This is a genomic window from Streptomyces griseochromogenes, assembly GCF_001542625.1.
GTDB classification, from domain to species: Bacteria; Actinomycetota; Actinomycetes; order Streptomycetales; family Streptomycetaceae; genus Streptomyces; species Streptomyces griseochromogenes.
Map to the genome: position 1 here is coordinate 2,671,257 of NZ_CP016279.1, position 14,771 is coordinate 2,686,027.

The window sequence follows — 14,771 nt, forward strand, 5'->3', positions numbered from 1 at the left end:
AAACCACGATGACCGACATACCCAGGGAGCGCTGGACGCTCCACCACTCCTCCCGGGCCCACGCCGGAAGCCGCCCGGAGCACCCGGCAATCATCTGCGAGGGCCGCGTCACCACCTACGACAAGCTCCACCGCGACAGCAACCGCGCCGCCCACGCCCTGCGCACCAGCGGGGTCCGGCGCGGCGACCGGGTCGCCTACCTGGGCCGCGAGTCCGCCAACTACTACCTGGTGATGATCGCCTGCGCCAAGGCCGGCGCGGTCCTGGTGCCGGTCAACTGGCGGCTCACCCCGAGCGAGGTCGACCACATCCTGCGCGACTCCGGCGCCGCCCTGATCTTCGTCGACGACGAGTTCTGGGACACCGTCGCCACCGTCCGCCACCAACTGCGCGGACTGCGCAAGGTGATCCGGGTCGACGGCACCGACGCCGACGGCGAACCCTCCCGCGGCGCGGGCCTGCTCGCCTGGGCGGCCGACCAGCCCGACACCGACCTCACGCCGGGCACCGGCCCGGACGACGCGGTCATCCAGATCTACACCAGCGGCACCACCGGCCTGCCCAAGGGCGCGGTCCTCGCCCACCGCAGCTTCTTCACCCTGCCCCACGCGAGTCACGAGCAGGGCGTGGACTGGATCGACTGGCTGCCCGAGGACGTCGGCCTGATCTCCCTGCCGGGCTTCGGCGTGGCCGGCATCGGCTGGTTCCTGCACACGTTCAACGCGGGCGGCACGAACGTGATCATGCCGCAGTTCGACCCGCAGGAAGCGGTGCGCCTCATCCGTACCCACCGGGTCACCACCACCTTCGCCGCCCCGGCCATGCTCCAGGCGATGGCGGCCGAACGCGGCGCCGGACCCGAGGCGTTCGCCTCCCTGCGCAAGATCGCCTACGGCGCCGCCCCCATGTCCGAAACCCTGCTCAAGCAGTGCCTGGAGACCTACCGCTGCGCGTTCGCGCAGATCTACGCCAGCACCGAGACCGGCAGCGTGGCCGTCTGTCTGCCGCCCGAGGTCCACCACCCCGGCAGCACCGTGCTCACCTCGGTCGGCAGGCCCTGCCCCGGCAACGAGATCAAGGTGATCGGCTCCGACGGCGAGACCGTCCCGGCCGGCACCATCGGCCAGATCTGCGTCCGCACACCCTCCCGGATGCTCGGCTACTGGAACCTGCCCGAGGCCACCGCCCGCACGCTGGTGGGGGAGTGGCTGCACATGGGCGACGCCGGCTACCTCGACGAGGACGGCTACCTCCACCTGTGCGACCGCATCAACGACACCATCATCGTCGCCGGGCAGAACATCTACCCCGCCGAGGTCGAGAAGGCACTGGCCGCACACCCGGCGGTCGCCGACGCGGCGGTGGTCGGACTCCCCGACGAGCGCTGGGGCGAGAGCGTGCACGCGGTGGTGGTCCTGCGTCCGGGCGCGAGCGCCACCCCCCGCGAACTCCTGCTGTCCCTGCGGGGCCGGATCGCCGACTACAAGATCCCGGGCACGTACCACTTCACCGACTCCCTGCCCCGCAACCCGTCGGGCAAGATCCTGCGCCGCGCGGTGCGACAGCAACTGACGGCCCCGGCCAGGGACGCACTCTCGGGAACGATCGTCTGACGTCCCCTCCACCAGCTGAAAGGAACCGCATGCCTTCCGACTCCGGGGACATTCCAGGGGCGCGGGGAACCGCGCGACAAGCCACGACGCACCCGCACCCCGCAGACGACGCGAACCCCCCTGTCCAGATCGGCATCCTCCTCCCCACCCGAGAACAAGCCATCAACGGCACCTACGCGGCAGCCCCCCTGCTCGACTTCGCCAAAGCCGCGGAAGCGCTCGGCTTCGATTCCCTCTGGGCCGGAGACTCCCTCACCGCCCGCCCCCGCCTCGACCCCCTGGTCGTACTCTCGGCCGCGGCCGCCGCCACGACCCGCATCACGGTCGGCACCGCCGCCCTCACGCCGGCCCTGCGCCACCCCCTCATCGGCGCCAACATGATCGCGAGCCTCAGCCACGTCGCCGCCGGCCGGCTGGTCCTCGGCCTCGGTTCCGGCTTCCCCATGGCCGAGACCGAGGAGGAGTTCGCCTCGGTCGGCGCCTCCTTCCAGGGCCGCGTGGGGCGCCTCGACGAGATCACCGCACTGTGGCGCACGGCCTGGCGTTCCGGCGACGAGGGCGAACCCACCGAGTTCGAGGGCAGGTTCTGGCAGGCGGAGCACCTGGACCGGCTTCCGTCCCCCGCGGTCCCCGGCGGCCCGCCCCTGTGGCTGGCCGGCAGTGACACACCGAAGGTCCTCGCCCGCGCGGCGACCCGCTACGACGGCTGGCTGCCCTTCCTCCCGGACGTCGACGCCTACGCCCGGGCCCGCCGCCGCATCGCGGAACTCGCCCAGGAGGCGGGCCGGACGGTGACGCCCGCGCTGTACGCCACGATCACCGTGAACAGCGACGAGGCGGCCGCCAGGGCCGAACTGGAGCACTACATCAGCCACTACTACGGCCGCTCCCTGGACCAGATGCGGACCATCCAGGCCTACGCCTGGGGCAGCGCCGAGAAGTGCGCCGAATGGCTCGGCGGATATGTCCGCGCCGGTGCCCGGCACCTGGTCGTGCGCATCGGATCCCTCGACCCCGAGCCGCAGTTGAAGGAGATCGCCGAGGTGCTGCTGCCCGCGGTACGCGCCCTCGGCCCGTCCACCACCGTAGGGAGTACCCCGTCGTGACCACCGCCATCGGCACCGTCGGCAGCCAGATGTCCACCGAGGGACACTGGTTCCACCCCGTGGAGCCCTCCCCGGACGCCTCGATCCGGCTGTTCCTGCTGCCCCACGCGGGCAGCGGCGCCATCATCTACCGCGACTGGGAGAGCCTGCTGCCCCCGGACATCGCCCCGCAGGCGGTGACCCTGCCCGGCCGGCACAACCGCCGCGAGGAGCAGACCTACGAGAACTTCTGGCCCCTGCTCGACGCCCTGCACGAGGCGGTCCTGGGCGACCTGGACGAGCGGCCGTTCGCGTTCTTCGGCCACTGCCTCGGCGCCCAGCTGGCGTTCCGGCTGGCGATCCGGATGGAGGAGGAGGGCGGCCCGGCCCCGGTGATGGTCGGCATGTCCGGCTGGTCGCCGGTGGGCTTCTTCCAGCCGACGGAGGAACAGAGCCGGATGCCGGAGCCCGAACTGATCGAGTGGATCAAGAAGTTGGGCTCGTTCCCGGCCGAGGTCTACGACAACCCCGAGATGCTCGCGCTCGTCGTGCCCGCACTCCGCTCCGACCTCAGGGTCGCCGGGGACTACGACGACGACGGCGCCGGCGTCAGCTGCCCGCTCGCCTCCTACGGCGGCCGCAGCGACCCGCTCCAGGAGGCCCCGGACGCCATGTCCCACTGGGCCGGGCGCACCCCCGCCTACCTGGGCCACAACGAGTACGAGGGCGGCCACTTCTACATCGACACCCACGCCCGTGCCGTCACCGCGCACTTCGCGCACCGGCTGCAGCGGACCGTGGCCGCCGCCGCGAGCTGAGCCGCGAGGCGGCGTCAGCGCCGTGTCAGCGGGGCGCGGGACAGTGCTCGAAGGACTGTCGTACCGAGCGCGGTCCCGTGCCTTGCACGCGCGTCGCGGACACCTTCGGCACGCCCCCCACCAGCACGGAAAACGACCTAGGAGGGTCGTCCATGACCACCGAAGCGGAACTGACCGGCAGCGCGGCCTCGGCCGCACCGCCACCGGACATCGAGGAGGCCGAAGGCAAGCCCGCCTGGGGTGCGCTCCTGGTGGTGCTGGCCGGCTTGTTCATCGCCAACATCGACTTCTTCATCGTCAACGTCGCCATCCCCTCGCTGCAGCGGAACATGCACGCGACCAGCGCCGAGATCCAGCTGGTGGCCGCGACCTTCAACATCGGCCTGTCCGCCATGCTCATCACCGGCGGACGGCTCGGCGACCTCTACGGCCGCCGGAAGGTGTTCTCCATCGGCCTGGGGCTGTTCACGCTCGCCTCGCTGGCCTGCGGCATCGCCCCGAACATGGGTGAGCTGATCGCGGCACGGGCGGTGCAGGGTGCCGCTGCCGCCCTGGTCATCCCGCAGGTCCTCGGCATCCTGACCACGGCCTACCAGGGCAAGGCCCGGGCCGTCGCGTTCAACGCCTACGGCATCACCATGGGCGCCTCGGCCGTGTTCGGCCAGCTGATCGGCGGCCTGCTGATCAAGGCCGACGTGTTCGGCTGGGACTGGCGGACCATCTTCCTGATCAACGCCCCGATCGGTGCCGTCGTCCTGCTGCTCAGCCCGAAGACGGTGCCCGAGTCCCGGGCCGAGGGCCACACCGGTCTCGACTGGACCGGCGTGATCCTGGTGACCGCGGGTCTGTCGGCCGTCGTGCTGCCGCTGGTCGAGGGCCGCGAGCAGGGCTGGCCGACCTGGACCTGGGAGTGCCTGATGGCCTCCGTACCGCTGCTGGCCGCGTTCTGGTACACCCAGCGCCGCAAGGCGGCTCGCAACAGGTCGCCGCTGGTCCACCCGAGCCTGTTCGAGGACCGCGCGTTCGGCGTGGGCGTGGTCTCCCTGATGGTGTTCTTCGCCGCGATGGCCTCCTTCTTCCTGGTCCTCGCGCTGTACCTGCAGGAGGGCCGCGGCCTGAGCGCGCTCCAGTCCGGTCTGCTGTTCATCCCGCTCGGCCTCGGCTTCTTCATCGGCTCCGCGCAGGCGCCCAAGGCAGCGGCCAAGCTCGGCAAGCAGGTCCTGACCGTCGGCGCGGTGCTGCAGGCGGCCGGCAACATCGCCCTGGCCGCGACCGCGTGGCAGCTGGACAGCAGCGGCGCTGTGGGCTGGTGCATTCCGGCCATGGTGCTCGCCGGATTCGGCATGGGCTTCGTGGTCGCCCCGCTCGCCTCGCTGGTGCTGGAAGGCGTGGCTCCGCAGCACGCGGCCGCCGCGTCCGGGGTCTTCTCCACCGCCCAGGAGATGGGCAACGCCATCGGTATCGCGGTGATCGGCGTGGTCTTCTTCGGCGTCGCCGGCCACCACGGCAGTGCCCACACCTACGCCCACGCCTTCGGTTCCAGCCTGCTGGTGCAGGCGGGGATCTGCGTCCTGGTGGCAGCACTGGTCCAGTTGCTGCCGCGCAAGGCGGAGACGTCCTGAGGTTTTCGAGGAGGGTTCAGGTTGCCTAGGGGCGCGGGGCGAGACATCCTCCGGCTCTGCCGGGTGGGCGCGTCGAGCCGCCGGGCGTCCGCACCCGCCGACGAGCCCTGCACACACGGCGATTAGGGCAAAGACCAACCGACGGGCACGTGGAAGAAGATCCTCCGCGTGCCCGTCAGTCATGCATCAGAACCGAGTCAGCAACATCCTCCACGATGGCCGAAACAACCCGCCCCGATTCAGCCGACCCAACGGAGGAAACCATGGCTGACTCCTGCGAGCCCCTTCCAGCGTGGCCCATGCCCCGCAGCTGCCCCTACGCACCCCCGGACGCCTACGAGGGCCTGCGCAAGGATCCGCCGCTGAAGGTGCGCATACGCGGCGGCGAGGCCTGGCTGGTCACCCGGCACGCGGACGTCCGTCAGGTGCTCAACGACAACCGGTTCAGCTCCGACGACCAGCAGCCCGGCTTCCCGATCCGCATCCAGCTGCCGCCCGAGCCCGGTGTGATGTCCTTCAGCCGTATGGACGACCCCGAGCACGGCCGGCTGCGCCGCATGGCGATGACCGAGTTCACCGCCCGCCGCACCCGCGCCCTGCGCCCCGAGGTCGAACTCCTCGTGGAGCAGCTGCTGGACGAGCTGGCCGCGGGCCCCAACCCGGTCGACCTGGTGAAGAGTTTCGCGCTGCGGCTGCCCTCGCTGGTGATCGCCCGCATGCTCGGGGTGCCGGAGGACGACGAAGCGGACTTCGCCGAGCAGAGCCAGGTGATCCTCTCCCAGGACGCCAGTCCCGAGGAGACGTACGGGGCGTTCGTCGAGATGTCGCAGTTCCTGGACCGGCTCGCCGCGCAGCGCACCGCCGATCCCCAGGACGACCTGATCAGCCGGCTGGCCACCCGGTACGTGGCCGCCGGTGAACTGACCCACCAGGAACTCGTCGCCATGGCTCGGTTCTTCCTGGTCGCCGGGCACGAGACGACGGCCCATCAGATCAGTCTCAGCGTCCTCAGTCTGTTGCGCGACCCGGACCAGCTGTCCGAACTGCGGGCCGACCCGGCCCTGTTCAAGCCGGCGGTCGAGGAACTCCTGCGCTACTGGTCCATCTCGCAGGACAACCAGGTGCGGGCCGCGGCGGCCGACGTGGAGCTGGGCGGGGCGCGGATCCGCAAGGGCGACGGCGTGATCGTGGCGATTCCCGGCGCCAACCACGACGAGTCGGTCTACCCCGACCCCGACCGCCTCGACATCCGTCGCAACGCCTCCGGCCACCTCGCCTTCGGCTTCGGCGCGCACCTGTGTCCCGGCGCCTCACTGGCCCGCATGGAGCTGGAGGTGTGCCTGAGCGGCCTCTTCGCTCGCTTCCCCACCCTCCGCCTGGCCGTCCCGTCCGAGGATGTCCGCTTCCGCCAGAACACGATCGTGTACGGCCTGGAGGACCTCCCCGTCACCTGGTGACGGCCGCATCTCCCGGGTGAGCAGGGGGGGCCGTGCCCCCACCGCGGCCCCGCCCCGGCTTCGCCCTGCCCTTCTAGTGGCCCCCCACCTCGCCCCCATGTGCAGGCATGGCGGTGGGCACACCGACTCACCTCGCCCCCCATATGCAGGCATGAGGTGAGCACACCCATCCGCTCGGTGTGCTCACCTCATGCGTTCCCGTCAGGTGGTCAGGAGACGGCGTGGCTCAGCCAGAAGTCCAGCAACGCGCGGTCGCCCAGCACCGTCATGCGCGGGTTCTCGGGCCGCAGCCGCCCCTTGACCACCAGCAGCAGATCCGAGGGAGTGGCGACCACGGTGGCTTCGGCCGGGTCGGATTCCGCGGTGCTCCGGGTGACCCGCACCCCGTCGGGAGCGCAGGTGATCAGCCAGTTCGAGGCGCCGTCGGCGGACGGCTCGGCCGACCGGAAGCTCAGCGTCTCGCCGCCACGGGGCACCTGCGAGAACAGCGGGGAGAGGAACGGCCGGGCGGCGGGTGCCCCGAAGGCGCTCACACAGAAGTCCACGCAGTCCAGGGCGACATCGTTGTCCAACTCGAACGGCAGGCCGGCCATCAGGTACACGTCGGCCCGGTGCACGGCGGTCTCGAACACCGCCCAGCGTGGCCAGAACTCCTTGTTCTGCTTTCCGTGCGGTGCCCAGATCGGCACCTCGGGGCCCACCCCGTCGATCGCATGCACCAGCCGGTCCGCGCCCTCGGTGAGGAACCGGGTGCGCAGTGCGGGGTCGGTGACGCGGCGCTCCGGGGCGGCATCCTGTGCCCCGAGTTCGGCCACCCGCTCGGTCCAGCTCTTGTCGTCGCCGGAGGCGGCCCCCTGGTCACCGGGCAGGATGAGCTCGGTGCTCCGGGCGGTCAGGATCGTCGTCGCCCAGTCGTGGCCCTGGCGGACATGGCGCACCAGGTCGCCCAGTGTCCACCCCGGGCACGTCGTGACCGGCTCGGACAGGGGGATCCCACGACTGGCGTCGGCGAGACGGGCCGCCTCCCGGCGTAACTCGGACGTGTAGCGGCTGCTGGTCAGGTTCGGGTCGGTCATGTCGGTCTCACCCCGTAGATGGTCGGTACACATGTCGGTGCGCGCGGCCGCGAGCCGATGCCGTCGGCGCACGGCGTCCATTCGATCTCAGTGCGCTGATCGCTCGCTGACGCGCTTCCCGTCGCCGCCAGGGCCTCTCGTGGTGTCAGCCATATGTCAGTGCCGGGTCAGCCGGCCTTGGCAGAGTCGTCCGTGTCGCACGCTCCTCCTCGCTCGAACCGGTCGGACCCGGTTGTGCGGACTCGCCCGAGTGAGGGGGCCCATCTCGTTGCCGCCCCGGTCCGCCGCCGGTACGTCCGACGTGAGGAGAACGCCCGTCATGGCAGACACCGCAGCGCCCGGACCCACCCGGGCCCTGATCCTGGCCAACCCGGCCTCCGGCAGTCACAGTCCCGAACTGGTGCGTGAGGTCAGGGAGTTGTGCGAGTCCTGTCTGGAGCGCGTCGAGGTCCACCCGACCACGGCACCGGGCGATGCGACGGTCGCCGTGCGCCGGGTGCTGGAGCGCGCGCAGACCGCGCCGGACCTGATCGTCGCCATCGGCGGCGACGGTACGGTCCGGGAGGCCGTCCAGGGGCTCGTCCCCGCCGGCGGCCGGGCGACCCTGGCCGTGGTGCCCGGCGGCACCGGCAACTCCGGCTACAAGATGCTGTGGGGCGACCGCCCCTGGAGCGAGTCCCTGAAGGCGATCCTGACCGACTACGGCATCGGCGGCAGCGCCCGACTGCGCCGCCTGGACCTGGCCCGCCTCGCCGAGACCCGCAACTACGTCTATCTGGGCGCCTGTTCGGGAGTGATCGCCGACGCACTGATCACCGCCCGGGACCTGCCGCTGACCGGCCGGGAGCGTTATGCCCGCGCCTTCGCGGACACGGCCGCCCGGTACACGCCGTACCCGGGGCGGGTCATCGTCGACGGCCGCGTCGTGCACGAGGGCCCCACGGTCCTCGCCAACGTCGGCGGCGGCCGCTACCGCGGCGGCCGGTTCCTCGTGCTGCCCGACTCGCTGCTGGACGACGGACTGCTCGACGTCTGTGTGATCGGCGGCCAGGTCGCGGCGGCCGATGTGCCCGGCCTGACGCTGAACGCCGCGCACATGGACCACCCGGCGACCGTGTACGCCCGCGGCCGCACGATCACCGTCGAGCGCACCGACGGCCGGCGGCTGCCGCTGGAACACGACGGCGAGTACCAGCACGGCATCGGCGCCGCGGCCACCTTCGAGGTGCTCCCCGGAGCCCTCCCGGTCTGGGCGCCGGTCACCCCCTGAAGCCCGGACGAAGCCACCTGTCAGAAGAACAAGTCAAGCACGTCATTTAAGGAGATCGCCCGCATGAGCGACCTGACCACCACCGTCTCCCGCTACCTCGACATCTGGAACGAGGCGGACGCCGACAAGCGTGCCGCGGCCATCGCCGAGCTGTTCACCGCCGACGCCCCGTACATCGACCCGCTCGCGGCGGTCGAGGGCCACGAGGGCTTCGGCGCCGTGGTGGCGGGCGCCCGTGACCAGTTCAAGGGTCTCACCTTCGAACTGCACGGCACGATCGACGCCCACCACGACCAGGCCCGCTTCCAGTGGGGCCTGGTGACCGAGCCGGGCACCGAGCCGATCGCCATCGGCTTCGACGTCGTCGTCACCGACGGCGCGGGCAGGATCAAGGGCGTCTACGGCTTCCTCGACAAGGTTCCGGCCGCCTGAGGCCCCGACTCGGCGGGAGCACCGGGGTGCCGGTGCTCCCGCAGTCGTGTTCCCTCCCTCGACGCACGCACGGCAAGGAAGGTAGCCGCCTCATGACCGCTGTCCTCGCGGAGAGCGTCGCCCGGACCCTGTGCGCCGACTGGGCCGACCTGACCGACACTCTGCCCCGGGCGGCCGCACGCGGCCGCGGGCCCGCCGACACCCCGCTGCGCGAACTCTCCCACTGGGCGGCGACGTTGCGCCCGCAGCACATCCCGTGCCGGGTGCTCAAGCTCGCCGCGAGCCAGGTGCTGTCGCAGATCGCCTCGATCCGGGCCGGTCTCCAGCACCCCCTCGGCAGAAAGCTGGTGGCCGCCTTCGGACATCCGATGCAGCGCGACCCGCGGCAGGCCGCGGGCGTCTTCGCGGCGCTCGGCTCCTGGCTCAACCTCGACGACACCGCGTACGCCGGGCACCTGTCGAACTCCACGGTCGCCGTTCCCCTCGCCTTCGCCCACGCCCGGCAGCTGGACGGACTCTCGCTGCTCACCGCGGTGGTCGCGGCCAACGAGTGCGCGGCGCGTATCACCGCCTCCGCGACCCTCGGCCCCTTGCGCGGCCAGAGCGCGGTGCACACCCATCTGGCCGGTGCGGTGGCGGGCCGGCTGCACTGCGACCGTGCCTCGGCGAGCCTGTTCGAGAACGCCTTCGGACTGGCCTTCGCCATGCCCAACTGGCCGCTGATGCGCGCCTTCCTCGCCAGCGACGCCCGCCTGTTCAACACCTTCACGCCGGTGCGCACGGCGATGGACGCCTGCGACGCGGCGTACGCGGGGCTGCGCGGGGCGCCCGACATCCTGGAGCACGGCGACGGCTTCCTGGCCCGGTTCGCGACCGTGCCGCTTCCGCAGGCGGTGGCGAAGGGCCTCGGCCGGCGCTGGCACACGGACACCCTGTCGTTCAAGATGCACCCGGGCGGGCCCGGCATCGACGCGGCCGTGGACTGCGCGGCCGAGATCCACAAGGAACTCGGCGCCCTGCGGGCGCGGGACGTGACGGAAGTCGTCGTCGAGGCCTCCCTGTACACGCTGTTCGCGGGGGAGCGGGCCGCCCGGTACGTCACCGGCCCCGGCTCCCCGCTGGGCGCGCTGGTCCTGGACGTGCCCTACCCGGTCGCCACCACGCTGCTCACCGGGGAGTTCTCGGTGGACGACTTCTCCTCGCCGTATCTGGACGACCCCGACCGCTGGGCGCTGGCGCAGCGGATCCGGCTGGAGCACGACACGGAGATGACCCGCCAACTGTTCCTGTCCGACGCCCCGTTCGGAGAAGCGGTGCGGGAGGCGGGGGAGCTGGCCGTGCCGTGGCTGCGCGGCTTCGGCGGGGACGAACTCGTGGACCTGGTCGGCGCGTCGCGGGCCGACGACAGGGACTTCTCCCGGTCCACCAAGGCCACCGGCGCCCGGGTCACCGTACGGCTCGCGGACGGCCGCACGGTCTCCCGCACCCGGCTGATCCCGGTGGGCGCCGCCGGTCCGGAGACCCGGGCCGGCCACGCCGACCTGGTGCGGGAGAAGTTCCTGTCGGTCGGCGGCTCCCAGGAGGTGGCGGACACGGTCGGCCGACTGCACCGGATGCGTCCGCGGGCGGTCCGCCGCTGGATCGAGACGGCGTTCCTGGACTGAGCGGTCGCGTCAGGCGCGGTGCGTCACGTACAGGCGCACCGCGTCGTGCAGACGGTGGCGGACCCGGCCGGCCGGGTCCGGCTCGCCGGCCCGGATCATCTGCCGGTGCAGCAGTTCCTCCAGCAGGTCCGTGGCGACCCGCCGGGACGGTGTCACCCGGGACAGCAGCTCGTCGACGCCGAAGTCGCCCGGCACATCCTGGAGTTGGTGCAGCGATGCCTTCAGCGGAGGCGGCAGGGGCCGGTGGTACGCGGCCACGCTCGCCCGAAGCGACAGATCCCCGACGGACAGCGTGTCCAGCCGGTCCCGCTCGTCGGAAAGCCGGTCCGCCAGGTCGCCGAGCCGCCGGTGCGGGCGCGCCGTCAGCCAGAGTCCGGCGATGTGCAGGGCCAGCGGCAGCGCGCCGCAGTACCGCACGATGTCCAGCGCGGCCGGCCGCTCGGCCCGGACGCGTGCCGTACCCACCAGGTCCGCCAGTACCTGATACGCCTCCCGTCGGCCGAGCGTGCCGATCCGGTGGCACAACTGTCCCGGCAGCGCGGGCAGTTCACGGCGCGCGGCCACCAGGACGGCGCTGCGCCCGCCGTCCACGAGCAGCGGACGGACCTGCGCCTCGGTGACGACGTTGTCGAGGACCACCAGCACCCGCCGTGTGCTGAGCGCGTCCCGCAGCCGGGCGCGCGCCTCCTCGGGGCTCAGCGCACCGGACGCCCGGCCGAGGGACCGCAGGACGCGGCGGACCAGCTGGTCGGGGGTGAAGGGGAGGCAGGACGTGGGGTGCAGGTCGACGAAGACCTGGCCGTCGGGGAACCGGCCGAGCGCCGTACGGGCGGTGCGCAGGACCAGTGAGGTCTTCCCGGCGCCCGGGGGTCCCACCACGACAGCGGGGTGGCCCTGACCGGGAAGCCGGGCCGTCAGCGCGTCCGCGAGCGCTTCCCGGCCGACGAGGCGGTGGCGGGGGGCCGGGGGCAGCTCGGCCGGCACGGCACAGCCGGCCGGTGCGGGCGGCTGTCCGTCCCTGGGCAGCCGTAACAGCCGGCGCGCCTCGGCGGGCGCCAGCCCGAGCGCCTCGGCCAGCAGCACCAGCGACTGTCTGCGGGGCCGGGCGGTGTGCCCGGTCTCCAGGTTCCGTATGGCCCGCACGCTCAGCCCGGACCGCACGGCCAGCTCGTCCTGGGTGAGACAGGCCGCCTCCCGCGCCCGCACCAGCGCGACGGCGAGACTCGGCCGGGGCCCCGGGGATTGCTGGAACGTCACCCGTTCGTCACCCGTTCTCCCGGGCGGGCACCACGGACGGTCCGTCCGCCGGCCGGCGCAGCGCGGCGACGAACTTGTAGCGCGAGCCCCGGTACACGGAACGCACCCATTCCACCGGTGTGCCCTCGGCGTCCCGGGAGTGCCGGGACAGCAGCAGCATCGGCAGGCCCACGTCGGTGGCGAGGAGCTGGGCCTCGCGGGGCGTCGACAGCGAGGTCTCGATGGTCTCGTCGGCCTCCGCGAGATGCACGCCGTACACCTCGGCGAGGGCCGTGTACAGCGACGGGTACGTCGCCAGTGACTGCCGCAGCCCCGGAAAGCGCCGTACGGACAGATGGGTCGTCTCGATCGCCATGGGATCGCCGCTGGCCAGCCGCAGCCGCTCGATGCGCAGGACCCGTTCGCCGACGCCGATGCCGAGCAGGCCCGACAGCTCGGCGTCGGCCGCGACCTCGCCGATGTCCAGCATCTGCGAGGCGGGCTCCAGACCCTGGGCGCGCATGTCCTCGGTGTGCGAGGTGAGCTGGAGCGTCCGGTACAGCTTGGGCTGGGCGACGAAGGTGCCCTTGCCCTGGACGCGGTCGAGCCGGCCTTCCCCGACCAGCTCCTGCAGCGCCTGCCGGACGGTGGTGCGCGAGGTGCCGAGCCGGACGGCGAGCAGGCGCTCCGCGGGCATGGCCGAACCGGGCTCCAACGCCCGCGTCATCTCCAGCACCTGCTGCTTGATCCGGTAGTACTTCGGCACGCGCGCGGTGCGACCGGGCGCCCTCATGGGCTGTTGGGCGCTGCTGACGTCGGTGGTCATGCCTGCCTTCCCGGCTGGGTGGGTGGGCTCCCGTTATAGCGACCAACTGCCCTATGGTCTAGTCCAACCGATCCTGGAGGTCTAGTCCAGTAGGCGCGACGCGGCAAAGGGGGCGGACGCGCTCCGATGACTTTCTCGTAACGGCCGGGACCGCTTCCCGAACCACCCTTGACACCTCAAAAGGTCTAGGCCAAGCTCCACCGTACTGGTCTACACCATTAGTGGCCAGGTCCCGAGCCCTACGTGCAACAGCGTCGTACGCAGGTCACCGCCGAGGGCGTGGGGGGTTAGTGGCATCCCTGAGGAGGGTGGCGTGAAGCGCAAGCTTGCTGCCGCGATCGTGATCGCGGGCATGATGGTCTCCGTCTCGGCGTGCGGCGGCGACGACGGCAAGGACACGGGCAAGGACGCGGGACCGGACAGCTGGAAGGGCCAGACGCTGACCGTCTGGACGATGGACGGCTCGGCGCCGCCGCAGTGGACGAAGGACGTCCAGGCGGCTTTCGAGAAGAAGACCGGCGCGAAGCTGAAGTTCGAGATCCAGAAGTGGGACGGGATCCAGCAGAAGATCACCACCGCCCTCTCCGAGTCCAACCCGCCGGACGTCCTGGAGGTCGGCAACACCCAGACCCCGGCCTACGCCGCCACCGGCGGACTCGCCGAACTGGGCGACCTCAAGCAGCAGATCGGCTCCGACTGGACCCCGTCGGTCTCCGCGTCCTCGGTCTACGACGGCAAGCAGTACGCCGCCCCCTGGTACTTCGCCAACCGCGTGGTCATCTACAACAAGAAGATCTGGGCCAAGGCCGGCATCAAGGACACCCCGAAGACCCGTGACGAGTTCTTCAAGGACCTGGAGGCCATCGGCAAGAAGACCGACGCCGAGCCGCTCTACCTGCCCGGCCAGAACTGGTACTTCTTCGACGGCCTGACCATCGGACAGGGCGCCGACCTGGTGAAGAAGAACGGCGACAAGTACGTCTCCAACCTCGCCGACCCGAAGGTCGCCGCGGCCATGGACATCTACAAGAAGTACGCCGCCTACTCCAAGGCCCCCAAGGACAAGGACGAGGCCACCCCGCAGCAGGCCCAGGTCTTCGCCAAGGGCAAGACCGGCGCGTTCATCGGCATGGGCTGGGAGGCCGGCACCGCGATCCAGGCCAACAAGGCCATCGAGAAGGACCTCGGCTACTTCACCATCCCGGGTGCCACGGCCGGCAAGCCCGAGGGTGTCTTCCTCGGCGGCTCCAACCTCGCCGTCGCCCAGGGCAGCAAGAAGCAGTCCCTCGCCCAGGAGTTCCTCAAGCTCGCCCTGTCCGACCAGTACGAGGGCGAGCTGGCCAAGCTGAACGGCGTCATCCCGAACAAGCAGTCCCTTCAGACCAACCTCAAGGGCAACGCCGTCGCCGAGGCCGCCGCTCCCGCCGCGGCGGTCGGCGGCACCACCCCGCTGATCCCCGAGTGGGCCGCGGTGGAGAACACCCCGAACCCGATCAAGTCCTACATGACCGCGGTGCTCGGCGGTAAGTCCCCGGCGGACGCCGCCAAGCAGGTCGAGGGCGAGATCAACAAGCGCCTGGCCCAGCAGAACTGATGACCCGCGCCGGGGGTGCCCGAGGGCGCCCCCGGCTCAGTCGTTCGCAGGGCCGATGCGGCCCAAGCCGCCACGGAA

12 protein-coding genes are annotated in these 14,771 nt (G+C 71.6%); 9 read left to right on the top strand and 3 right to left on the bottom strand.

Annotated elements, in window-relative coordinates; translation table 11 throughout:
* Nucleotides 1-8: 8 nt before the first annotated feature.
* The 5 genes from AVL59_RS11365 (at nucleotide 9) to AVL59_RS11385 (ending at nucleotide 6,595) form a co-directional block, all read left to right on the top strand.
* Nucleotides 9-1,613: a fatty acid--CoA ligase gene (locus tag AVL59_RS11365; RefSeq protein WP_067302336.1), complete on the top strand. Its 1,605-nt coding sequence runs from the start codon at nucleotides 9-11 to the stop codon at nucleotides 1,611-1,613.
* A 29-nt stretch (nucleotides 1,614-1,642) separates the two neighbouring features.
* Nucleotides 1,643-2,719, top strand: coding sequence for an LLM class flavin-dependent oxidoreductase (locus tag AVL59_RS11370; protein WP_079146641.1), 1,077 nt, complete (start codon nucleotides 1,643-1,645; stop codon nucleotides 2,717-2,719).
* 29 nt (nucleotides 2,720-2,748) lie between these two features.
* Nucleotides 2,749-3,516, top strand: a complete 768-nt coding sequence (locus AVL59_RS11375) for a thioesterase II family protein (RefSeq protein ID WP_067317151.1) — start codon at nucleotides 2,749-2,751, stop codon at nucleotides 3,514-3,516.
* A 152-nt stretch (nucleotides 3,517-3,668) separates the two neighbouring features.
* On the top strand, nucleotides 3,669-5,138 hold the full coding sequence (locus tag AVL59_RS11380) for an MFS transporter (RefSeq protein WP_079146642.1): 1,470 nt from the start codon (nucleotides 3,669-3,671) through the stop codon (nucleotides 5,136-5,138).
* Between the two features lie 299 nt (nucleotides 5,139-5,437).
* Nucleotides 5,438-6,595 (top strand): cytochrome P450, encoded by a 1,158-nt coding sequence (locus tag AVL59_RS11385; RefSeq protein ID WP_237281480.1) that lies wholly within the window; start codon nucleotides 5,438-5,440, stop codon nucleotides 6,593-6,595.
* 209 nt (nucleotides 6,596-6,804) lie between these two features.
* Here the strand turns inward: AVL59_RS11385 and AVL59_RS11390 are convergent, their stop codons facing one another.
* Nucleotides 6,805-7,671 (bottom strand): maleylpyruvate isomerase N-terminal domain-containing protein, encoded by an 867-nt coding sequence (locus AVL59_RS11390; RefSeq protein ID WP_159399894.1) that lies wholly within the window; start codon nucleotides 7,669-7,671, stop codon nucleotides 6,805-6,807.
* Between the two features lie 319 nt (nucleotides 7,672-7,990).
* Here AVL59_RS11390 and AVL59_RS11395 point away from each other — a divergent pair, with 319 nt between their 5' ends.
* The 3 genes from AVL59_RS11395 to AVL59_RS11405 all read left to right on the top strand — a co-directional run bounded on the left by AVL59_RS11395 (nucleotide 7,991) and on the right by AVL59_RS11405 (nucleotide 11,037).
* Complete coding sequence (locus AVL59_RS11395) at nucleotides 7,991-8,941, top strand: diacylglycerol/lipid kinase family protein (protein WP_067302345.1); 951 nt, start codon at nucleotides 7,991-7,993, stop codon at nucleotides 8,939-8,941.
* Between the two features lie 63 nt (nucleotides 8,942-9,004).
* Nucleotides 9,005-9,373, top strand: coding sequence for a nuclear transport factor 2 family protein (locus AVL59_RS11400; RefSeq protein ID WP_067302348.1), 369 nt, complete (start codon nucleotides 9,005-9,007; stop codon nucleotides 9,371-9,373).
* Nucleotides 9,374-9,465: 92 nt separating this feature from the next.
* Complete coding sequence (locus AVL59_RS11405; protein ID WP_079146643.1) at nucleotides 9,466-11,037, top strand: MmgE/PrpD family protein; 1,572 nt, start codon at nucleotides 9,466-9,468, stop codon at nucleotides 11,035-11,037.
* Between the two features lie 9 nt (nucleotides 11,038-11,046).
* On the opposite strand, the gene AVL59_RS11410 is transcribed toward AVL59_RS11405, so the two are convergent.
* Together AVL59_RS11410 and AVL59_RS11415 are read right to left on the bottom strand one after the other, a co-directional pair.
* Nucleotides 11,047-12,294 carry a helix-turn-helix domain-containing protein gene (locus tag AVL59_RS11410; RefSeq protein WP_067302351.1) on the bottom strand — a complete coding sequence of 416 codons (1,248 nt, stop codon included), beginning with the start codon at nucleotides 12,292-12,294 and terminating at the stop codon, nucleotides 11,047-11,049.
* Between the two features lie 7 nt (nucleotides 12,295-12,301).
* Complete coding sequence (locus AVL59_RS11415; RefSeq protein WP_067302354.1) at nucleotides 12,302-13,099, bottom strand: GntR family transcriptional regulator; 798 nt, start codon at nucleotides 13,097-13,099, stop codon at nucleotides 12,302-12,304.
* A 313-nt stretch (nucleotides 13,100-13,412) separates the two neighbouring features.
* Between AVL59_RS11415 and AVL59_RS11420 the strand changes: the two genes are divergently transcribed.
* The gene (locus AVL59_RS11420; RefSeq protein WP_067302357.1) at nucleotides 13,413-14,693 is read left to right on the top strand and encodes an extracellular solute-binding protein; all 1,281 of its coding nucleotides are present in this window, start codon (nucleotides 13,413-13,415) and stop codon (nucleotides 14,691-14,693) included.
* Nucleotides 14,694-14,771: the final 78 nt, after the last annotated feature.

What these genes read in the sequence shown, in the direction of transcription:
- AVL59_RS11365 (WP_067302336.1), top strand. Translation starts at nt 9, where the DNA reads ATGACCGACATACCCAGGGAGCGCTGGACGCTCCACCACTCCTCCCGG.
- AVL59_RS11380 (WP_079146642.1), top strand. Translation starts at nt 3,669, where the DNA reads ATGACCACCGAAGCGGAACTGACCGGCAGCGCGGCCTCGGCCGCACCG.
- AVL59_RS11415 (WP_067302354.1), bottom strand. Translation starts at nt 13,099, where the DNA reads ATGACCACCGACGTCAGCAGCGCCCAACAGCCCATGAGGGCGCCCGGT.
- AVL59_RS11400 (WP_067302348.1), top strand. Translation starts at nt 9,005, where the DNA reads ATGAGCGACCTGACCACCACCGTCTCCCGCTACCTCGACATCTGGAAC.
- AVL59_RS11395 (WP_067302345.1), top strand. Translation starts at nt 7,991, where the DNA reads ATGGCAGACACCGCAGCGCCCGGACCCACCCGGGCCCTGATCCTGGCC.
- AVL59_RS11370 (WP_079146641.1), top strand. Translation starts at nt 1,643, where the DNA reads ATGCCTTCCGACTCCGGGGACATTCCAGGGGCGCGGGGAACCGCGCGA.
- AVL59_RS11405 (WP_079146643.1), top strand. Translation starts at nt 9,466, where the DNA reads ATGACCGCTGTCCTCGCGGAGAGCGTCGCCCGGACCCTGTGCGCCGAC.
- AVL59_RS11375 (WP_067317151.1), top strand. Translation starts at nt 2,749, where the DNA reads ATGTCCACCGAGGGACACTGGTTCCACCCCGTGGAGCCCTCCCCGGAC.
- AVL59_RS11385 (WP_237281480.1), top strand. Translation starts at nt 5,438, where the DNA reads ATGCCCCGCAGCTGCCCCTACGCACCCCCGGACGCCTACGAGGGCCTG.
- AVL59_RS11390 (WP_159399894.1), bottom strand. Translation starts at nt 7,671, where the DNA reads ATGACCGACCCGAACCTGACCAGCAGCCGCTACACGTCCGAGTTACGC.